Source organism: Shewanella sp. FJAT-51649, assembly GCF_019457435.1.
GTDB lineage: Bacteria > Pseudomonadota > Gammaproteobacteria > Enterobacterales > Shewanellaceae > Shewanella > Shewanella mangrovisoli.
Genome location: NZ_CP080411.1, coordinates 3,134,337 through 3,158,732 on the forward strand (window position 1 = coordinate 3,134,337; position 24,396 = coordinate 3,158,732).

Here is a 24,396-nt window from a genome sequence, read left to right on the forward strand (position 1 = left end):
AGTTAAGCGCATAGTTAAAGGTGAAGTTAAACGCAAAATTAAGCGCGCAATTCAAACCTCAGCAACAAAAACGCCGCTAATAAGCGGCGTTTTTATCTGAACCCTTAAGGCAAAACCAGTGATTAGCCTTCGATACCTTTGCTCACGAGGAACTCATCGTAGGTGCCCTTGAAGTCATTCACGCCGTTCGGGGTGATTTCAAGGATACGGTTGGCCAGTGACGATACGAATGCACGGTCGTGGCTCACGAACAGTAATGTGCCTTCGTATTTTTCCAGCGCGTTGTTTAATGATTCGATCGATTCCATATCCATGTGGTTGGTAGGTTCGTCGAGCATCAGGATATTTGGTTTTTGCATGATGAGCTTACCAAATAACATACGACCCTTTTCACCACCCGACAGCACTTTAACTGACTTTTTGATGTCGTCGGCGCTAAACAGCATACGGCCTAAAATACCGCGTACCGCTTGGTCGTCGTCCTCTGGTTTACGCCATTGGCTCATCCACTCGAACAGGGTCATGTCGTTTTCGAAATCTGACTCATGGTCCTGCGCGTAGTAACCGATGTTGCTGTTTTCAGACCATTGGATCAGACCTTCATCCTGAGGAATATCATGGATTAAGGTACGCAGTAGTGTGGTTTTACCCACACCGTTCTCACCGAGGATGGCGATACGCTCACCCACTTCGACGATAAGGTTTAAGTCTTTAAACAGCGGCGTGTCGTAACCTTTGGCTAAGTTTTCAACCACTAATGCGTTACGGAACAGTTTCTTTTCCTGATCGAAACGAATGAATGGGTTAACACGGCTAGAGGCTTTAACTTCTTCCAGCTTGATCTTATCGATTTGACGCGCGCGAGAAGTCGCTTGTTTTGCCTTAGAAGCGTTAGCAGAGAAGCGCGCCACGAAGGTTTGCAGCTCAGAGATTTGCGCTTTCTTCTTAGCGTTGTCGGCCAGCAGACGCTCACGGGCTTGAGAGGCCGCTTGCATGTATTCGTCGTAGTTACCTGGGTAAACGCGCAGTTCACCGTAGTCTAAGTCCGCCATATGGGTACAGACTGAGTTTAAGAAGTAACGGTCGTGCGAAATGATGATCATGGTGCTGTCGCGTTGGTTCAGTACGTCCTGTAACCAGCGGATGGTGTCGATGTCCAAGTTGTTGGTGGGTTCGTCGAGCAGCAGTACGTCTGGGTCTGAGAACAGCGCCTGCGCCAATAACACCCGCAGTTTTAAACCTGGAGCGATTTCAGACATCAGGCCGAAATGGCTTTCGATACCAATACCCACACCGAGCAAGAGTTCACCCGCGCGAGATTCGGCGGTGTAACCGTCCATTTCGGCAAATTCCATCTCAAGGTTTGCCACGGCAATGCCGTCTTCTTCGCTCATTTCTGGCAGAGAATAAATACGGTCACGCTCTTGCTTCACCTTCCACAGTTCACGGTGGCCCATGATCACTGTGTCGATGAGGGTGAATTCCTCATAACCGAATTGGTTCTGGCTTAACTTACCCAGACGCTCGTTGACGTCTAAGGATACGTTACCGCTGCTCGGCTCTAGATCACCGCAAAGGATCTTCATGAAGGTTGATTTACCGCAGCCGTTCGCACCGATAAGACCGTAACGGTTACCGCCGCCGAATTTAACTGAGATGTTTTCAAACAGTGGCTTAGAGCCAAACTGCATGGTGATATTCGCTGTAGTGATCAAAATGAACTTCCAAATCGAGTTAGGTTGGCCGGACGTCTGGCAAGGCAACTAAGTATAAACCTATTTGCAAAAGCCAAGTTGTCTAACCTGAGGGGGTAAAAATAAACGTGGCACTATAGCAGTTTGGGCTAAATTATCAACTAAAAAGGCCTACTTAGCCGCGAATCGTCAAGCAAAATAACGAGCTAGAAGGCTTATTTAAATGCTGATATGAATCTAAGCTCACAGCTTATTTCAGCAACATTTTTACCGAATGATTCAAGCTAATGGAATTGGATGACAGCAGGATGAATCCACTCAAGTGATTAGCTATTTAGATGTGAGGGAAATGTAAGGTTTGTACAGGTGTGTAGGCTGAAGTGTAGATTTATGTTCAAACAATACAGCCCGCCAAATGCGGGCTGTATTGGGAGTGCTTACTCACTGCCTCACGATTTAACGAGGCAAAGTGTTATCACTCATGCGAGCGCAAGCGTTATAACTTTTGCTGTCTTAACCGATTCGCATTGGTGACCACAGTTAGGGAAGACAGCGCCATCGCCGCCCCAGCAATCACTGGGCTTAACAGCATCCCCGTGAGCGGATACAAGACGCCCGCCGCCACTGGAATACCTAAACTGTTGTAGATAAAGGCCCCAAACAGGTTCTGCTTAATATTGCGAATGGTCGCGCGGGAAAGTGCCAATAAGTTAGCAATCACTATCAGCTGATGGGACAGCAGAGTCATATCTGCGCTTTCGATCGCCACCTCAGTGCCCGATCCCATGGCGATCCCCACATCGGCGCTCATCAAGGCGGGCGCATCGTTGATACCGTCCCCCACCATGGCAACCACATGGCCTTGCTGTTGTAAGGCTTTAATATGCTGCTGTTTTTGCTCGGGCAATACGCCCGCAATCACTTCCTCTATGCCCACTTGAGCGGCCACCGCCTGCGCCGTTTGCGGATTATCTCCTGTCAGCAGCACGACACGAATCCCCTGTGAACGTATTGCGCTTATTGCTTCTTTAGCATCGGCCTTGATCGGATCGGCAATGGCGATAGTGGCCACTAACTTGCCCGCCTTGGCGACATAAATCGCTGTCTTGCCCTGTTTGGCAAATTGCGCGGCGGCTTCTACCGCAAAGCCTGAGTGGCTGCCTGTCACACCCTCCCCTGACTGCACATCAAATGCTGCCATTAGGGCTTGATTACCCACTAAAAAGTCAGCGCCATCGACTCGCCCTTCGATGCCCTTACCTTGATGATTGGTAAAAATCTCGGTCACAGGTAATGGAATCGAGGCTTGCTTAACATGGCTGACAATTGCACTGGCCAGCGGATGCTCCGAATGCTGCTCAAGACTGGCGATAGCGCCAAGCAGCGCACGCTTGTCTTCATCACTGAGTGCTTGGTCATTAGCCTCAATCCAATGGATATCGGTCACTTGGGGTTTCCCCTGAGTCACTGTGCCGGTTTTATCCAACACCACACAATCGACCTTGCTGGCGCTTTGTAGTACTTCACCATTTTTTACCAAGACGCCCATTTGAGCGGCACGGCCAACGGACACCATGATAGACATAGGTGTGGCTAACCCTAAGGCGCAGGGACAGGCGATGATCAGCACGCTGGTGAGCACCACAAGTGCATGGCTGAGCGCGGGTTCTGGCCCAACAAGATACCAAATCGCTGCCGAGAGTAAGGCGATGACCACAACTGTTGGCACAAACACCGCCGAAATTTTATCGGCCAGACGGCCAATCGGCATCTTTGAGGTTTGCGCCTCCTGCACCAGTGCGATGATTTTGGCAAGGCGCGTATCCTGCTGCCCTGCGGTCACCCGATAGACTAAACTGCCGTTACCATTGACTGTCCCCGCACTGAGATTATCCCCAACATGCTTAGGCACGGGGATCGGCTCCCCCGTCAGCATAGCCTCATCGAGTAATGATTGGCCGGACTCCACTACGCCATCGAGTGCGACCCTGTCACCGGGGCGAAGTCTGAGTTTATCCCCCAGTTTGAGCTGGTCGATTTCCACCTCTTCATCGCCATTGTCGCCAATACGAATCGCGGTAGAAGATTGCAGGCCGAGCAAGCGCTGCACCGCTTCGCTGGTCTTGCCCCGAGCTTTGAGTTCTAGGGCGTGGCCTAAGTTAATCAAGCCTAAAATCATCACGCTCGCCTCAAAGTACACGTGGCGACTGTCCATGGGAAACGCACTCGGGATAAGCACCACCAGCATGGAATAGAGCCATGCCGTACTGGTGCCTAACACGATTAAGGTGTCCATATTGGTGGTTTTGGCTTTAAGCGCGCGCCACATTCCCTGATAAAAATGGCGTCCGGTACCGACTAAAAGTGCTAGGGTGACTAAGCCCATAATGCCCCAGCCAAGCTGCATGCTAGGGCTATTAATCATCATTTCGCCACCCAGTAATCCCCATAACATCATAGGGATACCGACAGCGAGCGCGGCGATGGCCTGACGCATCCGCAGGCGATACTCAGCCGCATCTTCGACCCGTTTTTCCTCTGCGGCCGCCTTTGCGTCCACAATCAACTGGGCGGGATAGCCCGCCTTATCCATCACTGCCAGCGCCGCATCGCTGCTCATCTTGCCATCCACAGTCACTTGTTTATCGGCGAGATTGATACGGGCACTCACATTCGGCTCGGCCGCAAAGGCCTTTTCAATTTTGGCCACACAGCCTGCGCAATTCATGGTGGCGACATAGAGTTTTATCTGCGACATGGAAGATTCCTCACTTGAACTTAACCGCTATAGGGTTAAGATAAAGTCTCCCATCACGGGAGAGTCAAGGGTGTTTTTGTAGCAAGTATCACACTTGTCTGCATGAGTTTTTAGAACAGATAAGAACCGAGGTCAGTATGAAAATTGGTGAAGTCGCGAAGCACACAGGGTTAAGCGTCAAAAGCATACGCTATTACCACGATATCGGCCTTGTCTGCGGTGAGCGTAACGAGGCGGGATACAGGGTGTATCGCCATCGGGATATCGAATCGCTGAAATTTGTGCACCAGTGCCGCGACTTAGGTTTTAGCCTCGAGGATTGCAAACTCCTGCTTGGCCTTCGCAATAACGATAGCCGCAATGCCGAGGATGTGAAGCAACTCACCCGCAACCATTTGGCCTATGTTGAGGAGCAAATTGGTAAATTGCAGAATCTGCGTAGCCAGTTACAGCAAATGGTCAGCGAGTGCCAAGGCGGTGAGCAGCCTCACTGCGCCATTATTGATAGCCTGAATCACCAGCACTAAATGCTTAATCATCTGCATTAACACGCAGCCATAAAAAAGCCTGCTTGGATGCAGGCTTTTTTATGGGGTTATCGCGAGCTCTGAGGCGTTATCACTAAGGCTTTAATGCTTAAGCGCCATCACATTATCGAGGGCTAATGTGGGTAATTTACCCGCTGGGGTAAAGTGAAACACTTTGCCATAAAAGGCTAACTCGGTTTCTAAGCCGGCGGCTTTATGCTCAGGTGTTCGCCCCTCGTCGGAATCATCACCATAGTCGATATAGGCTGTCGGCACGCCTTTGGCCTTCAGTGCCTCATAAATTTGTCGCGACTGCGCCGTTGGTACAATCTTGTTTCTCAAGCCTTGGAAAATCAGCAAGGGTTCATTCAAGCCATCTAAGTGATTGAGTGGTGATAACTCGCGATAGCGTTGCTTCATCTCGGGATAGGGTCCGATAAGCTGATCTAAATAGCCAGATTCAAACTTATGTGTGCCCTTAGCGAGCTGCTCAAAATCGCTGATCCCCTCATAACTCACCCCCGCTTGAAACACATCATAAAACGCCAAGGAGGACATGACGGTTAAGCCACCAGCACTAATCCCACGGATCGCCAATTTATTCGCATCGACCCAGCCCTTAGCCACTAAATACTTGGCCGCATTGACCGCATCTTCCACATCGCTTTCTCCCCATTTGCCATACAGGCTCTGGCGATAGGCGCGGCCAAAACCACTGCTGCCACGGAAGTTTAAATCCAACACGGCAAAGCCGCGACTGGTCCAGAATTGGATCTCACTGCGATAGGCAAGTGAAGCGCGCGCCGTCGGCCCGCCATGTAACATCACGATAAGCGGCGGCCTGGTGTCGTGGGGCGCGATGTAATTGGGATTCACCGGACCATAAAAATAACCATAGGCTTGCTGATTTTTACCCGTCGCGAAGGCGATATTTTTCGCCCGCGACACGTAATTCGGGTCAAGATTCGGCAGCGCAGGGGCATAAACTAACTCAGTACCACGGCCGACAACTCGATAAATGCCCTTCTCTGGCGTCGCCTTAGCGCCGATAAAATAAACCCCATCTTCGCCCTTCACCACCTGAGTAATCTCTGCAAAATCAACGGCAAGGGATTCGGTTAACCCCGTATCTAAGTGCATACGCAGCAATGCCGCTCGATTACCTTCGACATAGCTGGCTATCAAGGTCGAGGCATTTTCGAAGGCGTAGTTATGATTGCCTAAGCGCCAATCGGGCACGGCAAACTCGGCATTTTTACTCAGCACTGGCACTAAAGTTTGTTGTGGCGTCACGCGGTAGATGTTCCACCAGTTACTGAGATCGGACACCACATATAAGTTGCCGTCGGGGCCGAATAAGGGCTGAGTCACCGAAGAATCCTTGGGCGTATTCACCTGACGAATATTTTTTAACTGACCTTTACGGTCAAGATCCCCAAGCCAAAGCACACTGTTATCCCAAGGCATATAGGGATGTTCCCAAGAGATCCACGCTAATTGCGTGTTATCGGGGGAAATTGTGGGGGAAGAGATAAAGTCATGACCAGTGACAAAGGTATCGCCTTCACCGGCAAAGTTAAGATTGATGGTCACTAGGCTGGCTTTAGGTTCGCCGCCCTGACGGTGGTCTTCACGCACACAAATAATCCGTGAGCCCTTGGGATACGCCACACAATCGGCATGGCGGGTGCCATTGGGGGTTAACGGCAATGGTGGCTGATTCGGGGCGAAACGGTAAAACAGCTGATCCTGCAATTTAGTGGCAAACAAGCTCTGACCTATGCCTAAGAATGCAGCACCGCCATACTCATGCACGGTAGATCTGACATTAAAATCGGGGGGAACCACTTCGGTCACTTTGCCAAGGCCATCGAGGCGTTTAATGCCAACTTTGCCCTGTGCGCTGCCACTGGACTCGGCAAAATAAATTGCGTCGCCAACACTTTGCAACTCGGCAATATCATCGGCCTGTTCAAACACCTCGGCCGCAGACAAGGGTGATTGCCAGCTGCCATAGGGTGCCACTTTAATATCGCCATTTTCCTTGGCGGGTAAATCGTGTGTATCCGTACGCTCACACCCGCCCAGCAGCAAAACTGCACTCAGCAGATACGGTAAATAGCGTCCTAACCCCATTGTATTCCCCAAGTTTGCCAACTAAACAAACCGAAATATGCCACTGCCCTTTGCGGGCTTATTTTTTTACTTTTTTAATAAACCACTTGATGACATTGGCCTGCTGCACTCGCGTGAGACCAAAGTAAATACAAATCCAAGGTGACAGTAGAAAAAACCACGGGATCACCTCGACCGAACGACCTGTGAAGAGAAGAAAGAAGAAGCCGCCGTAGATCACTATGACACCTAAGACACCGACGATTAACATCATGCGCTTAGTGATTTTTTCAAGCCAAAGGGCCTTATCCTGCCATGACATTCAGATAATCAACTCCATCACTATAATGTCAACCCTATTTGTAAAGTTATGTAAAAAAAGTGGAGTGCGATTGTTGAAGGATAGCCAGTAAATGTCAACTCCGTTCCACCAATTCCCTGAGCTAAAATCGCTTTTAATACGCTTATCTTTACCCAATAAAAAACCGAGCAAATGCTCGGTTTTCTTTAATATCAATAAGATACTATATTACAGACGGATACCGCCATCCACTTCAAAGACACGACCATTTACATAATCGTTTTCAATGATAAAGCGTACGGTAGAGGCTATCTCCTCCGCTTGGCCTAAACGACCAACGGGCACAAGCTTCTCTAAACGCTCAAGCGCTTCTGGCTTCATCGCCGCAGTCATTTCAGTGGCAATCACCCCAGGGGCTACCGCTGCGCTACGGATATTGTAACGGGCTAACTCTTTTGCCCAACCCACAGACATGGCCGCCACACCCGCTTTAGAGGCCGCGTAGTTAGATTGGCCTACGTTACCCGCTTTGGCGAGGCTAGAAATGTTGACAATCACCCCAGCTTGACCCGATTCGATCATCGCCGCAGCCGCCTCACGGCCACAAAGGAAGGTGCCAGTGAGGTTAACATTGATCACCGATTGGAATTGGTCGAATGACATACGGTCAGTCACTTTGCCGTCTTTAGCTTTAACTAACATGCCATCGCGTAGGATGCCGGCGTTATTCACTAATACGTTGATTTTGCCGAAATCTTCCAATATGTAAGCAAAACCTGCGACCACATCTTCTTCGTCGGTAATATCTAACGCATAACCTTGGACTTCGGTGGCTGAGCCTAAATCGGCACAGGCGCGCTCGAGTTTTTCTTGATCAACATCGATCAGCGCTAACTTAGCGCCCGCCTGCGCAAAATTGTGCGCCATTGCTAAGCCTAAACCACCCGCGCCGCCAGTGATGACGACAACCTTATCTTTTAAATCCATCTGGTTATCCCTTGTTTATCTATTTTTTAAGTGGTGCAAATTGTTCAAAAATACTGGAGAAGTCTCGACGACCATTGCCTTGTCTTGCATGATTCACATACAAGCTGCGCGCGAGTGAGCCCATGGGTGTACTCGAATTGCTCAATAATGCAGCTTCTTGAGAAAGGCCGAGATCTTTAACCATCAAATCTACCATAAAGCCGCCCTGATAGCCCTTAGAAGAAGGCACATTCTCCATTACGCCCGGGCAAGGATTGTACTTCTCTAACGTCCAGTTACCGCCGCTGCTGACCTTCATAATATCCGACAGCACTTTAGGGTCGAGACCATGGTCAATCCCCATTTGCAATGCCTCAGAAGTACCCACCATCAACACAGATAACAGCATGTTGTTGCAGATTTTAGCGATCTGCCCAGCTCCTGCGCCGCCCGCGTGGAAGATATTCTTGCCCATAGCGTTAAGTACAGGTTGTGCCCGCTCAAAGGCGATATCCGAGCCACCACAGATAAAGGTCAAGGTGCCTGCCGCCGCGCCCGCGGTACCACCCGAAACTGGCGCATCGATAAATTCGATACCACTCTTAGCCGCTTCGGCCGCCACCAATTGGGCGCTTTGGGCATCAATGGTCGAGCAATCAATCAGCAAGGTATCGCCAGCGACTACGTCGAGTAGGCCTTTCTCGCTACCATTGCCTAAGTATAAGTTTCTAACATGCTTGCCCGCGGGCAGCATAGTGATCACCACATTGGCCCCTGCCGCTGCGCCGCATGCCGTGCTCGACACTAAGGCGCCTTGGTCGGCCAAGGCTTGCATGGCGGCTGGTACTAAGTCGAAGACACGTACCGTCATGCCCGCTTTTAATAAATTGGCCGCCATTGGGCCGCCCATATTACCTAAACCGATAAATGCTACTGTACTCATGCCATCACTCCTGTGTTCTGGTGTCTTTATTATTCCAGATAGTTGTTATTCCAGACAAAAATGGCAGGCAAAGCGCTCGTTTTGCCTGCCATCGATTGGCTTAGCTTAATTGGCTTAGCTTAATTGGCTTAAGGGATGTTCTTCTCCCCAAGGTGAGGTCAATATGTCCTCGATAACGCTGTTTGGCACGGATTGCACATCGGCAAATTGCCATTTGGGCTGTCTGTCTTTATCGATCAGCAGTGCCCGTACGCCTTCACAGAAATCGCCCTTAGCGCAGGTGTTAACGCTGACGGTTAATTCCCATTTAAAACATTGCGCTAGGCTGAGTTTGGTGCCGAGTTGCGTTTGGATATAGGCCAAATGCCAACTGATAGGGCTGCCCGCGAGCATGGTCGCACAGGCTTTATTTAACCAGGCTTCTTCGGTGCTTAAGGTTGACATACGGCTGACGATATCCGTCAAACTGCCCGCCATCAGTCGGTCGATCATCTCTTGGCTCTCGGCCAGTAAACTATCGCCCTTAGGGATGTCCACTTGGTTCGACAGCTCGTTGATCATCGAGTCGAGTCGTTGATGGTTCAGCGCTGGCGTGTCGCTCCAGTCTAGGGTCGCCATGGCATCGAACATCAGTTCTTTGTCGTCACGATTTAGATAATGATCGGCAAGGCCAACGTAACAGGCATCGGCGGCGTTCATTTGATAGGCCGTTAGCCCTAAAAACAGCCCCATTTTGCCCGGCATGCGGTTGAGGAAATAGCTGCCGCCCACATCGGGATAAAGCCCGATGGTGACTTCAGGCATGGCGATACGGGAGGTTTCAGTCACGACTCTATGACTCGCGCCCGCCATCAGGCCCAGACCGCCACCCATCACTATACCATCGCCCCATACCAGCACAGGTTTACCATAGGTATGCAGTAGATAATCGAGACGATATTCTTCTTCGAAGAAGACTTTAGCGACCTCAGTCACTTGTCCCTTAGCAGCAACAGATGCGTGATATAACGCCCGCACATCGCCACCCGCACAAAACGCCTTTTCTCCGCTGCCATCGAGTACCACACAGGCGATTAACGGATCTTTTTTCCACAAATTGAGCTGCACCGTCATGGCTCGAACCATATCGAGATCCAAGGCGTTGAGGGCTTTTTCAACATTGAGCGTCACCACCCCAACTAATTTACCCGAGGCGGTGGCTAAGGTTTGAAAAACCACATTTTGTGTGGTGGACGTGTGTGCAGCCTTATCTACTAAATGTGTCATTAGCGGTTCTTCCAATCAGCTTTACGTTTTTCCAAAAACGCGTTCACGCCTTCGGCCTGATCTTCAGTATCGAACAATCCGACAAACAGTTCACGCTCTATCGGTAAAGCTTGGCTGCGCGGCATATGACGCCCAGCTTGGATAAGCTTCTTACAGGCGGTGACGCTGCTTGGGCTCTGATTCGCCACTTTAGCGGCCAGTGCAATCGCCGCATTTAAGGCTTCACCCGTTTCGACCACTTCCTCGACTAAACGCAAATTCAGCGCTTGGGCGGCATTCACCCGCTCACCGCAGAGGATCATCCGCTTCGCCCAACCTTCGCCCACTAAAGCGGTCAGGTTTTGGGTACCGCCCGCACAGGGCAGCAGGCCAACGGTGGCCTCAGGCAGTGCCATCACGGCTTGGGTTTCGGCGATACGAATATCACAGGCCAGCGCGACTTCTAAGCCACCGCCCATGGCATAACCGTTAATGGCGGCAATCGACACGCCGCGGAACTGGCTTAAGGTTTCAAATGCCTCGCCAAAGTGTTTTGCCATGCTCGCCGCATTGCCCTTATCACCGTCGCTAAAGAGTTTTAAATCGGCGCCGGCGGAGAAAAACTTGTTGCCCTCGCCAGTTAACACCAGCGCATAAATGTCCTTATTGGCATTAAGCTCCAGCACTTTGGCCTTGAGCGCCTGCAAACTCTGGGCGGTCCAAGTGTTGGCCGGCGGATTGTTCATCGTCAGAATGGCCGTGTGGCCTTCGATACGCTCAACTAAATATTCCATCTGTTTCGGCTCCCTTATATTTCCAATCTGTTATCGCCAAATCCTACAGTCCCATCTGGGCAGCTTAGAGGATTTGTCCGGCATTTTCGTCGAGTAAACGACGGGCGATAATGAGGCGCATAATCTCGTTAGTGCCCTCTAAAATCTGGTGTACACGAACATCACGGAAGTGACGCTCTAAGGGGTACTCCCTGATATAACCATATCCGCCATGAATTTGCAGCGCGGCATCACAAACTTGGAAGCCCACATCGGTGGCAAAACGCTTCGCCATCGCGCAATAGGCGGTGGCTTCAGGGTCGCCACTGTCGAGTTTAAAGGCGGCCAGACGCACCATTTGCCGCGCGGCCACTAATTCGGTCGCCATATCGGCAAGCTTAAATTGCAGGGCTTGGAAGGCTGCCAGCGGCTTACCAAATTGCTGACGCTCGTTCATGTACTGAGTCGCACGCTCAAGAGCCGCCTGCGCCGTTCCGACAGAGCAAGTGGCGATATTGATACGGCCACCATCTAAGCCTTTCATCGCAAAGGTAAAGCCTTGGCCTTCTTCGCCGAGCAGGTTCGCAACGGGCACACGCACGTTATCGAAGGTGACTAAACGCGTCGGCTGCGCGTTCCAGCCCATCTTGTCTTCGGCCTTGCCATAGATAATGCCTTCACTGTCGGCAGGAATGGCAATGGCCGAAATGCCCTTTGGCCCGGCTTGGCCAGTGCGGCACATTACAACTAAAAGCTCAGTTGAACCTGCGCCCGAGATAAACATCTTAGAGCCTGATACCACGTATTCATCACCCTCACGTACCGCTTTGGTTTGCAGTGATGCCGCATCAGAGCCCGCACCTGGTTCAGTTAAGCAGTAAGACGCCAACATTTTGCCCGTAGTCAAAGGCTCAGACCAAGCTTGACGCAGAGCATCTGTACCCCAAGTGGTAACCATCCAAGTGGCCATATTGTGAATCGTCAGCATGGCGGTGGTGGCTGTACAGCCCTTTGCCAGCTCCTCGAAAATAATCGAGGCATCTAAGCGCGACAGGCCCATGCCACCTTCCGATTCGGGGGAATACAGGGAGCAGAAACCCAGCTCACCGGCTTTTTGGATCACATCCTTAGGGAAATGATGTTCTTCGTCCCATTTGGCAGCAAAGGGGGCGAGTTCATCCGCCGCGAACTGGCGGGCCAGATCGGCAAATTGGCGTTGGTCTTCGTTGAAATTAAAATCCATTTGGCTCTCCTATGACTCTTTGGCCATTTCTTTTCGTCAATATCTTTTGCGTAATACACAGTGAATTTATCGGCAGGCTTATCATCAATGGAGCCCACTGGCGCCACGTTTAGACTGAATCACCTGCCGTTTCACAATGCGTTGAAACTGTTTGTAAACCGCTTAGCGCAAGTTAATGCTCATATTTGGACCTGCGGCCACGGCAATGTCCGACTCGAACCAGCGAGAGGTAATGGTCTTAGTTTCAGTGTAGAAACGTACCGCTTGCTTACCGTAAGCGTGTTGGTCGCCGTAGAAACTGCCCTTCCAACCCGTGAATGAGAAGAAAGGTAATGGCACAGGGATAGGCACGTTGATACCAACTTGGCCGACTTCGATTTCGTGTTGGTATTTACGGGCTGCGGCGCCACTTGCGGTAAAGATAGAGGTACCATTGCCGTATGGGCTGGCGTTAACCAGTTCGATGGCCTCTTCTAATGAATCGGACTCCATACAGCAAAGCACAGGGCCGAAAATTTCTTCTTTGTAGATGCTCATATCGGTCGTGACCTTAGTGAACATGGTTGGCCCTACCCAGTTGCCAGACTCGAAACCTGCCACACTAAAGTCGCTGCCATCGAGTAAACACTCTGCGCCCTCTTCCTTACCTTGGGCGATAAGTTTGAGCACGCGCGCTTTGGCGGCTGGGCTTATCAGCGGGCCGTAACCGGCTTCTTTATCGTCCCATAAACCTGGGCGGACCTTCGCTAGCGCTTCTTTGAGCTCTGGGATCCACTCTTTGGCCGCGCCAACAAATACCGCGACCGAAATCGCCATACAGCGTTGCCCCGCTGCGCCAACCGATGCGCCCACTAGGTTGTTGATCACTTGCTGCTTATTCGCATCAGGCATGATCACGCAGTGGTTTTTCGCCCCAGCAAAGGCTTGCACGCGTTTTAAGTTATCGGTACCAGTTTTGTAGATGTATTGACCGACAGCCACAGAGCCGACGAAGGAAATGGCTTTCACCGCAGGATCGGCCAACAGAATATCTACTGCGGTTTTATCACCATGCACCAGTTGTAATACGCCCTTTGGCGCGCCCGCTTCGACAAACAGCTCAACTAAGCGCTGCGGCGTCATTGGGTCTTGCTCAGATGGCTTAAGGATAAAAGTGTTACCGCAGGCAATCGCCAGTGGGAACATCCATAGTGGGATCATCGCCGGGAAGTTAAACGGCGTGATACCCGCGCATACACCCAGAGGCTGAGTGTAACTGTAGGTATCGATTGAACGCGCGACGTTCTCAACGGTTTCGCCCATCAATAATGAAGCAATGTTGCAGGCATGTTCTGCCACTTCAATTCCGCGCCACACATCGCCCTTAGCATCTTCAAAGGTTTTGCCCGTTTCTTTGGCAAGGATTGTCGCCAGTTCGTCGTGGTGTTCTTTAAGTAAGTGTTGGTAGCGCAACATGACACGGGCACGCTCAGACACGGGCACTTCTTTCCACGTCTTAAAGGCCGCCTTGGCACTGGCAATGGCCGCGTGCACTTCATCGGCCGTAGCGCTGTTGATAAGGGCGATTGGCTCGTTATTGGCAGGATTGGTCACCACGATTTGTGATGTTCCTGTGCCTGTGGTGAATTCGCCATCGATGTAATGCTTAACTTGTGTGGTCATGTTGCAATCCTTTTCCTTGTTTAGGGTTGAGCTAGCGGTGCGATATTATGTTTATCCTCAGCGGGATGTTTGCCCTTGCCAGCTCAGTCTTGGTCTTGTTGATTGTTTTGCCGTGATTCGCGATTAAGCCTTTGATTAGACTTCGATAGCCATAGCGGTCGCTTCACCGCCACCGATACAGAGTGAGGCTACGCCGCGCTTAAGCCCACGGGCTTTAAGTGCATGGATTAAGGTCACCAGCAAACGTGCGCCCGAGCAACCGATAGGATGACCTAAGGCGCAGGCGCCGCCATTCACGTTCACTTTGGCCATATCTAAACCTAATTCAGAAACCGCCAGCATAGTCACCATGGCAAAGGCTTCGTTGATTTCGAACAGGTCAACCTCATCCTTAGACCAACCCACATTGCTCAACAGTTTTGCCATAGCGCCAACGGGCGCTGTGGTAAAAAGTGATGGCTCCTGCGCATGGGTCGTGTGGCCCTTGATGGTGGCTAGCACTGTTAAGCCTAACTGCTCGGCATTGGCGCGAGTAGTTAACATCAGCGCCGCCGCACCGTCAGAAATTGAGCTTGAGTTTGCCGCTGTAATAGTGCCGTCTTTGGCAAAAGCGGGGCGCAGCGTGGGGATTTTTTCAGGACGGGCGTTACCTGGCTGCTCATCGGTATCGATAGTCACATCACCACGGCGATCGCTTACCGTGACAGGCACAATCTCCGCCTTGAAGGCGCCAGAATTAATGGCCGCGTTGGCTTTTTCCAGAGAGCTTAGGGCAAAGGCGTCCATTTGCTCGCGGGTTAAACCATATTCGTCGGCAGTTTTCTGGGCGAATGTGCCCATGGCGCCGCCAGTGTAGGCATCTTCTAAACCGTCGAGGAACATATGATCTAAGACCTTGCCATGGCCCATACGCATGCCAGAGCGGGCTTTATCTAGCAAGTAAGGAGCTTGGCTCATGCTTTCCATGCCGCCAGCAACCACCAACTTAGCACTGCCCGCTTTGAGTAAATCGTGGGCAAGCATCACGGTTTTCATCCCAGAGCCACAGACTTTGTTTACGGTCGTGGCACCTACAGACAGGGGTAAACCTGCACCTAAGGTCGCCTGACGCGCAGGCGCTTGCCCCAGACCCGCTGGCAATACGCAACCCATTAACACTTCATCGACCTTATCAGGCGCAACTTGGGTATCGGCTAACAGGGCTTTGATGGCGGTGGCCGCTAAGCTCGGAGACGTTACGCCAGACAAACTGCCTTGAAAGCCACCCATTGGGGTGCGTTTAGCGGCAACAATAACGATCTCTAGGTTAAATTGTTCAGTACTCATGGGGACTCCAAGCTAAATGTGCCTTGGCGGTAACACTCGCCAGCGGCGGATAAATAGTGACAATGAAACCACTCTGACGTTTACGCGAACGTAAAGCAAGTATTCCTTGGTCTAATGTGTCGAGAAAATCCCACAAAAATTGTCAGTCAGGATTTACAGTCAAGGGAGTGAAAAGTCGCGTTAATACGGTGAGGCAGAAGTTGCCAAACCCGTAATCAATTTAAACCGAGGAAAAAGAGGCGGGATAAAAGAGGCTTACAAAACGATATGGCGAACACAGCGTGATAAACAGAGTGACCTTGGTTAGCCAAAGCCACTCGATTTAAGAGAGCAGTAAAATAAACGCCAAAACAAACGCTAAAACAGTGCTACGCCGAATGCGTAGAGAAAACTACTGCGATTCCCACGGCGTGACGGCCGACATATCGCTTAAGTCATAGGGTGTTAATTGGTAAACGTAATAGTTAAGCCAATTACTGACGAGCAGGCTGCCATGACTGTGCCAACGGGCAATGGCATCGGCCTGAGGATCGTCGTTACGATAATAGTTTTGCGGCACATTGGGATTTAATCCCTGCGCTAAATCCCGATGATATTCATCGTTTAAGGTAGATTTTTGATACTCAGGGTGCCCCATGACAAACAGATTGCGATTGTTGCGGCTGAGGACTAAGTAGGCCCCCGCCTCATCGGATTCTGCCAGCACCTGCAACTCAGGATGTTGCTTAAGTTCCTCGACATCCATCTCGGCAAAGCGGGAATGTGGCGCAAAGAACTCATCATCGAATCCGCGCAGCAGTGGGAAATGTTGGCAAGTGCGGCGATGCACAAACACCCCTGAACGCTTTTGCTGCAGGATTTTCCGATTTAAGCCGTAGAGATGGTAAAGCCCCGCATGTGCCGCCCAGCAGAGGAATAAGACTGACGTCACATGCTGCTGTGACCAATCGATAATCTCGCGGATATGGTCCCAGTAAGTGACCTCTTCGAAATCGATTTGTCCAAGGGGCGCGCCCGTGATGATCAGGCCGTCGTAGTTTTTATGGCGCACGTCCTCAAAGTCACGGTAGAAGGTGTTCATATGATCGATTGAGGTATGCTTCGACTCTTTATCGTGAATACGCAGTAAATCGACATCCACCTGCAAAGGCGTGTTACCTAATAGGCGTAGAAGCTGGGTTTCTGTCTCGATTTTATTGGGCATCAGATTCAGGATCAGCACCTTCATCGGTCTGATGTCCTGATTGGCAGCCCGGGTCTCGGACATGACGAAAATATTTTCAGATTCTAAAATCCCTGCTGCAGGCAGATGATCTGGAATTTTAACTGGCATACCGCGCCTCTTCTATTCAACAATCAAAGGTTCCGGCGCGCGTATGCCACTCATCAAAGAGTAAACAAATTAGCGACCGACTTTCTCAAGCAGTATCGTCATAGGCTCAGTCGAATTGAGGTCGACATGATAGGCTTGAGTATTAATAAACAATAACTTATCACCGAGCATTATCCTTGCCCCAATGGCATAGGTATGCCCCGCTTCAAACTGATCACGCCCCATCGAAAAACTAAACGGCGTTGGGGTTTTCGCCCCTTGGGAAACGCGCTCTGCCATGACTACGGCGGGCACATCCATCTTAGAGACATCAAGCAAATGCACTATCAACTTGGCATCGGCGGGCAATGCGATACGCTCGCGGTACATGGCCTCACCTTTAATCTCGACAATCGCATTAGGTATGGCACAACCTGAAATCACCGTGGTGACGGCGAGTAACACCATAGCCGCTAATTTTTGCCATGCAGATGTCAGTCCGCTAATCCTTAACCCTTGTCTCATTTCATTTCTCCTAATCATACATAAAGACTTCTGGATGTCTATACGCCTAAGCTATAAATCTTGTCATGCTGGGCATATCTTCCTATGATAAGCCACCATTTCGTTGCCGAAAAATTTATGACCCAAGCAACTGCGATAATTGTGGGCGCTAGCTCACATTTAAGCCGCGAACTTGCCAAACAATTGGCCGATCAGCAGGTTGAATTAGCCCTTTTTGCCCAAGATGTCGAATCTCTCAGCGAATTTGCTTCGACACTGCCCACTAAAGTTCAGGTCTTTTCTCTGCAAATTGAACAGCCAAGCGCCATCATCAAGCAACTCGAAAGCGTTTGGCACGACTTAGGCGGCGCCCACTTAGTCTTAGTGAATACCGGACTCAATAGCTACGATCCTGAGCTGCCATGGCTACCTGAGCAGGACATTATCGATGTCAATGTGCGGGGCTTTGCTGCTATCTGCAATACGGCGTTTAGATTATTTCGCGAGCAAGGTTATGGCCAACTTGCCGCCATCAACTCGATTGCCGGTCTGCGCGGCGGCCCAAGTGTGGCTTACCATGCCTCTAAAGCCTTTGCGCAAAACTATTTAGAAGGCTTAAGCATGCATGCCCAGCGGCTTAAGTTGCCCATTACCATTACCGATATCCAACTCGGTTTACTGGATAAGGCCGCCATGCAACAAAGTGCGTTATGGCTTGCCCCGCTGCCGCAAGTGGCGGCGCAGATCATTAAGGCCATGCAGCAGGGTAAACGCCGAGTCTATGTGACCAAGCGATGGCGCTTAGTGGCTTGGCTAACGAAGTTACTGCCGGAGTTTATCTATAATACTCGCCACTGGAAGCCGAAAAAGGCCAAAAAGTAGTGTTATGCCGCGTTTAGCTTTATAAAACGGCGAAAAACAAAAAAGGAGCCACAGGCTCCTTTTTGTTACTTTAAAATCAGATGATTAGAAAGTGTAACCCACGCTGACCATATAAACCCATGGGTTAATATCTGTGCTGATTGTAACGGGAGTGCCTTGGTATTTAAATTTAACATCGCTATCAATTTGTGCGTACCACACAGAGGCGTTCACTAACCAGTTTTTATCAAATTGGTAATCTAAACCCACTTGCGCCGCTAAACCCCAAGAAGTGCTCATACTTAGATCGGTTAATGAACCACCTAAGTCGTTGGTGAAGTCATTGTCGAAGAAATTAGTGTAGTTCACACCAACGCCCACATAGGGACGTAATTTAGACTGAGCATCACCGAAATAATATTGAGCAACTAAAGTTGGTGGTAAATGCTTAGTTTCTGCAATTTTACCAACACCAGCTAGAGACACATCATGGCTAAATGGCGTTGCAGCTAATAGCTCAATACCAATGTTATCAGTCAGCATATAACCGAAATTCAAACCAAGTTGAGTATCGTTACTGACTTTAAACTCACCTAAATTACCTACACCAGGAATTACAACATCATCACTTGATTCATTTGGTGCAACAACGACAGCACCAGCACGAACAATAATATCACCCGCTTGATGGGCAGCAACAGAAGCAGAGAAACCAGCGGCTAACAGGGTGGCGGCAATCAGTGTAGAAACAGTAGTTTTATTCATCATCATACTCCATATGTACAACATAGGTTTTTGTTTTACATTACATCCTTAACAATTGACGCCTACACTGCCAGATAAATTCGTTTACCTTATTGATCCAAATCAAGATTAAGTGGCGATACTTATTTTGAGGTATAAGCCATGGGATCTGAGTCACGCTATCTAAACATTTATTGACAATACCAGTTTATTTTTTGTGACTCGTCGCATTAATTAGCCATCACTAATAACCTCCGCAAGGAGTAATAAAGAATAAATAGTTTGGTTCGCCATTTACATTTCAGTTACATGGATTGAAATCAAAACACGCTGGAATTGGTGTCGTTTGACAGCAAAAAAGCTGAAGAATGAAATACAGTCGGTAAAGAAAATAATGAGGAAACGATGGAGACGGTGTTAATTAAGAATCCGATACTTATCTACTAACCAGAGAATAAATATCAACACTCATATTGATGAAGTAACTTAATTAGCCAAGGTCATTAGCCAAAGTCAATCGCGGATATTGTTTAAGCCAATTCTTTGTGGTAATTCGCTGCTCAAATACCGCCAACGCACGCTTGGGATTATGGGTTAACTGCAAGGCAAATAATGAGCTTAAACCGAAGGGAGCGATGAGTTGTAAATTATCGACGACGGAAGATTCTGTGTTAGGCATATGTTCAAGATACACAGCGACAGCCGTTTCCTGCTCAGGCCAATAACACATCGCATCGTGTGTCGATTGATAGGGATTATCCTGATTATTAAGGTGCATACGCGCTTGGTTTTTTACCGACCAAGGTAAGTCTGGCGCCAGTGTATGTAGGTATGCTTCTATCGCCCTATCTCGCTCAGTACGAGTATCCAAGGGGCAATAGTAAATCAGATCGATATCGTTTAACGGACGCTGCTTAATATCATGCAATTTGTCCCACACCAGATTGCGGACAACCCCCGCCGCCAAGCACCACTGCGGCAAGGTATGCGCTTGGGCGCATTGCTGCGCCAATTCAAGCGCCCTCATCCGCCCCCGATCTTGGCTTAGCCAGGTGCGTAATAGTGCAGCTAATTCCGTTTCAGTCATGCCTAAAGTCTACTTTAATATCAAACACATAAAAAATGATAGCGACTCAAACTACTTTGTAATCGGTTTCAGAGCACTTATTTACAGTTAATCACGGGTTACACCGCGTCCGCTTGGCGCTCTGGCGCCGCATCCGCAAAAGCTGGCAACTGATTACACTCAGCCCATACCCGCATGATATTGGGGTACGACGTTAAATCCACATTAAAACGCTGGGCGTTGTACACCTGCGGTACTAAACACAAATCCGCCAGCGTCACATTGTCGCCAAAGCAATAACGGCCACTGTGGCGCGCAAGTTGGGTTTCGAGCGCCGCAAAACCGCTCGCCACCCAATGGTGATACCAAGCGGTTTTAGCTTCTTCGTCGACATTCAGCTTCTGAGTTAAATACTGCAATACCCGCAGGTTATTGAGTGGATGAATTTCACAGGCGATGGTTAACGCCATGGCGCGCACGTGGGCGCGTTCAAGCGCCGATGCGGGTAATAGCGGCGTCTTTGGATAAAGCTCATCCAGATACTCGATAATGGCTAAGGATTGGGATAAGGCATCACCCTCTTCTGCATCACCTAAAACCAATGTTGGCACCAGCTCCTGCGGATTAAGGGCGATATAATCCGCCTTGTGCTGCTCGCCACCATCACGCACTAAATGCACCGACAGCTGTTCGGCGCTCACGCCTTTAAGATTGAGGGCAATACGCACACGATAGGCGGCGCTAGAGCGCCAATAACCGTATAGTTTCATCTCACTCTGTCCTTATGTCATGCTGAAAAAACGGGGCTAAAAGCCCCGTCCATATTATCTGTCACTGTGTTAGCGCAAAAGCCTTACGCCTTGTACTCAACCACTTTCTGATCGATAGAGCCAAAAATAGAGGCGCCGTTATCATCGAGCATTTCGATGCGCACTGTGTCGCCAAAACGCATAAACGGCGTGCTAGCTTTGCCGTCAGCGATCACTTCGAGCATACGTTTTTCAGCTAAGCAGCTCGAACCAGCACTGCGGTCATAGTTAGAAATCGTACCCGAGCCAATAATCGCACCTGCGCCTAATGGGCGGGTTTTAGCAACATGAGAAACTAACTGACTAAAGTTAAAGGTCATATCCACACCCGCATTTGGGCGACCGAATAGTTCGCCATTTAAATGGGTGATAAGCGGTAAATGCACCTTTGAATCTTCCCAGCGGTGGCCTAACTCGTCAGGCGTGATGGCAACTGGTGAGAAGCTGCTCGAAGGTTTAGATTGGAAGAAACCAAAGCCTTTCGCCAGCTCTGCGGGGATCAGGTTACGCAGTGACACATCGTTCACTAACATCAACAGCTTAATGTGCGCTGTAGCATTTTCAACGCTCACCCCCATAGGCACATCATCGGTGATCACGGCGATTTCCGATTCGAAATCGATACCCCAATCTTCGCTTGCTAGCGGTATATCCGCCTTTGGCGCGATAAAGCTGTCAGAGCCGCCTTGGTAAAACAGCGGATCGGTCCAGAAGGTTTCTGGCATTTCAGCGCCGCGCGCCTTACGCACTAATTCCACATGGTTGACATAGGCGCTACCATCGGCCCACTGATAGGCACGTGGCAAAGGTGATAAACATTTGGCTTCATCGAAGGCTTGCGCGTTCGGTAATTTGCCTTCGTTGAGCGCATCATACAGTTCTTGTAATTGCGGCTTGAGCAGATCCCAACCATCGAGTAATTGTTGCATAGTGTGGGCAATCGCGGGTACAGCAACCGTTTGAGTAAGATCGCGGCTCACTAACATCAGCTGGCCATCACGGCGACCATTGTTATAACTGGCAAGTTTCATATCTGCTCCTGTGCTTCTACGGCTCGGCGTACTGCGCTTTTTATCTATTTATGGTTAGCCGATACGCTCAGCTAACGGGAATGGGTGACAACGAGTGCGGGCAATCTAGCCTTTTTAGACTCGCCGTATAGGGTTTGCTGCGCGTAGAAATACCCGAAGCGACGACGGATTCCTATAGCGTGAGCAAAATCACATTTCACCCTGTTATTTCACATTTTGTAAACTAATCATTACGTTTCATACCCTGTTGCCGCTTGTCACTATTTCGCAGAACGATATGGTGAAAAAGTCGGCAACAAAGTGGAACGATACTGTTACATCCTAAGCTTAAAGCAAGATTACTTTGGCTTGGCTATCTTGTATTCCCTGAGTTTGTTGGCGATGGCCGTGTGGGACACCCCTAATTTTTTCGCCAATTGGCGAGTACTGGGGTAAGCCGGATATAAGCGGCGCAGCAAGCTGGCCTCAAATTGCTTCATCGCATCATCGAGATTGCCTTCGAAGGCATTATCGAAATAACCAAAACCTTCGGCGTAGGATGGCAGCTTAAGTTGCTCAACGGTCAGCTCGCCCGAGCCATCCCACATAGATACCGCCCTAAAGACCGCATTCTTTAGCTGGCGCACGTTGCCCGGCCAAGCATAGGTTAAGAGATGATCGCGGCATTGGGCTGAAATTCGTCTCACTGGGCTGGAGAGTTGCTGACTGTAGTGCTCGAGGAACATCTCCGTCAGCGGAATGATATCCACTTTGCGCTCACGCAGTGATGGAATATGGTAGCTAAGCACATGGATGCGATAGTATAAATCTTCCCTAAACTCACCGGTTTGGCAAAGCTCGGCTAAGTTTTTCTGGGTCGAGCAGATGATCCGCACATCGGCGCGAACTTCTTCGTCGCCGCCAATACGTCTAAAGGTGCCATCCTGTAATAACCGCAGCAGTTTAACCTGCGCCGCCTTAGACATTTCGGCCACTTCATCGAGGAACACTGTGCCGCCCTTCGCCTCTTCAAAAAAGCCGCGCTTAATCACTTTGCCTTGGCTGACGTAGCCAAAGAGTTCCTCTTCGGCGGCGCTATCGGGCAGTGCCGCACAGTTAATAGCTATAAAAGGTTTCTCGCGGCGCATGCTGGCATCATGGCTGGCTCTGGCCATTAGCTCTTTGCCCGTACCGGTCTCACCGGTGATTAATAACGGCGCGTCGAGCTGCGCCATGCGGCGAGCTTGTTTCAACACTTCTTTCATCTTGTCGCTGCTGGCTAACACATTTTCAAAGCCCGCAGTTTGATTTTGCAGTGCATTGAATTGCTTACCGACCCGCGCAGGCGATTTAAGCGATACGACTGCACCCACGAGAATGGTCTTATCATCCTCATCGGGTAAGTAAATCGGTAACATTTCGGCCAGATATTCGTTTTGGCCGATATTGACCCGCGCCGCCTGAGGCAACACTTGGCTCTCACTGAGCCAGCGACTGAAGTTAAATCCTTGCACCCAATGGTTTAAGGATTCATCGAGCACTTCGTGCTCCCCCATGCCCATATTGAGTAGCGCCGACTCGTTGACGATACGAATGCGCGCCTTCACGTCGATGGAGAACACTGAGTCTGGGAGGGTTTTTAGTAGGGTTTTTAAGGCGTAGTGTTCCTGCTCCGAAGGCATAAACGACACAGTTCGCACATCGTGAACACTCTCCACTTTACGGATCTGCGGCATCAGAGCACTTAAGGTATCAAAACTGACCTCGGCAAATTGCAGGTAGAGAAAGCCCTGGTTACTGGCATCGATGGCGATGAGATTAATGCCATACCGTTCTAACACGACTAAGATGTCTTTCGCTAAACCCACGCGATCTTGACAGCTAACTTCCAAGCGCATAATGACTGATATTCCCTATTTTGATTCGAATTTTGGGATAAACCGTGCAGAGCTATTATCTCAAGGTTGACGCCCTCAGGCTTAGCCTCGTAAGACATTCGTTTGACGAAGCCTCTATAGTTTACGCAAACGTAAAAGGCAGGATTAATAGCTGGGCGTGTATACGTTAGAAGGTTACGCTCAAAGTGGCAAGTCTAGTTTACAGCGTATTTGTAACAGGAAGAAAAAATCAGCGCTAACACACAGTTAAAGCGCTGATTTTAAAATTGAATTTTTTAATCTAACAACTGGTCGGTCTTGGCTGCCATGATGAAGTCATTCTTATGCAGGCCCTTGATTGAATGTGACCACCAAGTCACAGTCACTTTGCCCCACTCGGTTAAAATGCCTGGATGGTGGAATTCCTCTTCGGCCAGATCCGCTAACTTATTGGTAAACGCCATCGCTAACTTAAAGTTTTTAAACTTATAAACCCGTTCCAATTGCATGATGCCATCACGCACTTGCACGCCCCAATCGGGGACCATGCGGATAAGTTCGGCCAATTCTGCATCGGTCACTTTCGGCGCATCGGCTTGGCAAGCTTCACATTTCATTTGGGTTAACGCTGTCATACATACTCCTCTTGGCAACATTAGG

Annotated in this window: 21 protein-coding genes; 2 read left to right on the top strand and 19 right to left on the bottom strand. The window is 49.8% G+C overall.

All coding sequences use genetic code 11. The features are described from left to right. Positions 1–122: 122 nt before the first annotated feature. On the bottom strand, positions 123–1,715 hold the full coding sequence (locus tag K0H59_RS13940) for an ABC-F family ATPase (RefSeq protein WP_083757913.1): 1,593 nt from the start codon (positions 1,713–1,715) through the stop codon (positions 123–125). A 475-nt stretch (positions 1,716–2,190) separates the two neighbouring features. Beyond that, positions 2,191–4,452, bottom strand: a complete 2,262-nt coding sequence (locus K0H59_RS13945; protein WP_220053460.1) for a heavy metal translocating P-type ATPase — start codon at positions 4,450–4,452, stop codon at positions 2,191–2,193. Positions 4,453–4,589: 137 nt separating this feature from the next. On the opposite strand from K0H59_RS13945, the gene K0H59_RS13950 reads away from it, so the two are divergent. Then, positions 4,590–4,979: a MerR family DNA-binding protein gene (locus K0H59_RS13950; RefSeq protein ID WP_011717642.1), complete on the top strand. Its 390-nt coding sequence runs from the start codon at positions 4,590–4,592 to the stop codon at positions 4,977–4,979. 102 nt (positions 4,980–5,081) lie between these two features. On the opposite strand, the gene K0H59_RS13955 is transcribed toward K0H59_RS13950, so the two are convergent. From K0H59_RS13955 to K0H59_RS14005, 11 genes are all read right to left on the bottom strand, one after another. After that, positions 5,082–7,115 carry a prolyl oligopeptidase family serine peptidase gene (locus tag K0H59_RS13955; RefSeq protein WP_088210679.1) on the bottom strand — a complete coding sequence of 678 codons (2,034 nt, stop codon included), beginning with the start codon at positions 7,113–7,115 and terminating at the stop codon, positions 5,082–5,084. Positions 7,116–7,173: 58 nt separating this feature from the next. Next, positions 7,174–7,416 (bottom strand): hypothetical protein, encoded by a 243-nt coding sequence (locus K0H59_RS13960; RefSeq protein ID WP_088210678.1) that lies wholly within the window; start codon positions 7,414–7,416, stop codon positions 7,174–7,176. Between the two features lie 207 nt (positions 7,417–7,623). Then, positions 7,624–8,382, bottom strand: a complete 759-nt coding sequence (locus K0H59_RS13965) for an SDR family oxidoreductase (protein ID WP_011717645.1) — start codon at positions 8,380–8,382, stop codon at positions 7,624–7,626. A gap of 19 nt (positions 8,383–8,401) precedes the next feature. Then, complete coding sequence (gene mmsB / locus K0H59_RS13970) at positions 8,402–9,304, bottom strand: 3-hydroxyisobutyrate dehydrogenase (protein ID WP_220053461.1); 903 nt, start codon at positions 9,302–9,304, stop codon at positions 8,402–8,404. A gap of 114 nt (positions 9,305–9,418) precedes the next feature. After that, the gene (locus tag K0H59_RS13975) at positions 9,419–10,570 is read right to left on the bottom strand and encodes an enoyl-CoA hydratase/isomerase family protein (protein WP_220053462.1); all 1,152 of its coding nucleotides are present in this window, start codon (positions 10,568–10,570) and stop codon (positions 9,419–9,421) included. Then, positions 10,570–11,343 carry an enoyl-CoA hydratase gene (locus K0H59_RS13980; RefSeq protein WP_088210675.1) on the bottom strand — a complete coding sequence of 258 codons (774 nt, stop codon included), beginning with the start codon at positions 11,341–11,343 and terminating at the stop codon, positions 10,570–10,572. The genes K0H59_RS13975 and K0H59_RS13980 overlap by 1 nt, the downstream gene beginning before the upstream one ends. Before the next feature lie 64 nt (positions 11,344–11,407). Continuing rightward, positions 11,408–12,565 (bottom strand): acyl-CoA dehydrogenase family protein, encoded by a 1,158-nt coding sequence (locus K0H59_RS13985; RefSeq protein WP_220053463.1) that lies wholly within the window; start codon positions 12,563–12,565, stop codon positions 11,408–11,410. A gap of 162 nt (positions 12,566–12,727) precedes the next feature. Then, the gene (locus K0H59_RS13990) at positions 12,728–14,227 is read right to left on the bottom strand and encodes a CoA-acylating methylmalonate-semialdehyde dehydrogenase (RefSeq protein ID WP_220053464.1); all 1,500 of its coding nucleotides are present in this window, start codon (positions 14,225–14,227) and stop codon (positions 12,728–12,730) included. A gap of 135 nt (positions 14,228–14,362) precedes the next feature. Beyond that, positions 14,363–15,553 (bottom strand): acetyl-CoA C-acyltransferase, encoded by a 1,191-nt coding sequence (locus K0H59_RS13995; RefSeq protein ID WP_220053465.1) that lies wholly within the window; start codon positions 15,551–15,553, stop codon positions 14,363–14,365. Between the two features lie 391 nt (positions 15,554–15,944). Then, a complete protein-coding gene (metA, locus tag K0H59_RS14000) occupies positions 15,945–16,886 on the bottom strand; it encodes a homoserine O-succinyltransferase (RefSeq protein WP_220053466.1) in 942 nt (313 codons plus the stop codon). Positions 16,887–16,955: 69 nt separating this feature from the next. Beyond that, positions 16,956–17,390 (bottom strand): YbaY family lipoprotein, encoded by a 435-nt coding sequence (locus K0H59_RS14005; protein ID WP_220053467.1) that lies wholly within the window; start codon positions 17,388–17,390, stop codon positions 16,956–16,958. A gap of 117 nt (positions 17,391–17,507) precedes the next feature. Here K0H59_RS14005 and K0H59_RS14010 point away from each other — a divergent pair, with 117 nt between their 5' ends. Further along, complete coding sequence (locus K0H59_RS14010) at positions 17,508–18,251, top strand: SDR family oxidoreductase (protein ID WP_220053468.1); 744 nt, start codon at positions 17,508–17,510, stop codon at positions 18,249–18,251. Positions 18,252–18,335: 84 nt separating this feature from the next. Here K0H59_RS14010 and ompW read toward each other — a convergent pair whose 3' ends face one another. The 6 genes from ompW to K0H59_RS14040 all read right to left on the bottom strand — a co-directional run bounded on the left by ompW (position 18,336) and on the right by K0H59_RS14040 (position 24,371). After that, positions 18,336–18,998 carry an outer membrane protein OmpW gene (ompW, locus tag K0H59_RS14015; RefSeq protein ID WP_176399862.1) on the bottom strand — a complete coding sequence of 221 codons (663 nt, stop codon included), beginning with the start codon at positions 18,996–18,998 and terminating at the stop codon, positions 18,336–18,338. 466 nt (positions 18,999–19,464) lie between these two features. After that, positions 19,465–20,061 carry a nucleotidyltransferase family protein gene (locus K0H59_RS14020; protein ID WP_088210669.1) on the bottom strand — a complete coding sequence of 199 codons (597 nt, stop codon included), beginning with the start codon at positions 20,059–20,061 and terminating at the stop codon, positions 19,465–19,467. Positions 20,062–20,159: 98 nt separating this feature from the next. Continuing rightward, positions 20,160–20,810 carry a maleylacetoacetate isomerase gene (gene maiA / locus K0H59_RS14025; RefSeq protein WP_088210668.1) on the bottom strand — a complete coding sequence of 217 codons (651 nt, stop codon included), beginning with the start codon at positions 20,808–20,810 and terminating at the stop codon, positions 20,160–20,162. Positions 20,811–20,893: 83 nt separating this feature from the next. Further along, positions 20,894–21,880 (bottom strand): fumarylacetoacetate hydrolase family protein, encoded by a 987-nt coding sequence (locus tag K0H59_RS14030; protein ID WP_011717657.1) that lies wholly within the window; start codon positions 21,878–21,880, stop codon positions 20,894–20,896. A gap of 338 nt (positions 21,881–22,218) precedes the next feature. Beyond that, entirely contained in the window at positions 22,219–23,757 is a 1,539-nt protein-coding gene (gene tyrR / locus K0H59_RS14035; protein WP_011717658.1) for a transcriptional regulator TyrR, read from the bottom strand. A 275-nt stretch (positions 23,758–24,032) separates the two neighbouring features. Then, the gene (locus K0H59_RS14040; protein ID WP_011717659.1) at positions 24,033–24,371 is read right to left on the bottom strand and encodes a 4a-hydroxytetrahydrobiopterin dehydratase; all 339 of its coding nucleotides are present in this window, start codon (positions 24,369–24,371) and stop codon (positions 24,033–24,035) included. Positions 24,372–24,396 lie beyond the last annotated feature (25 nt).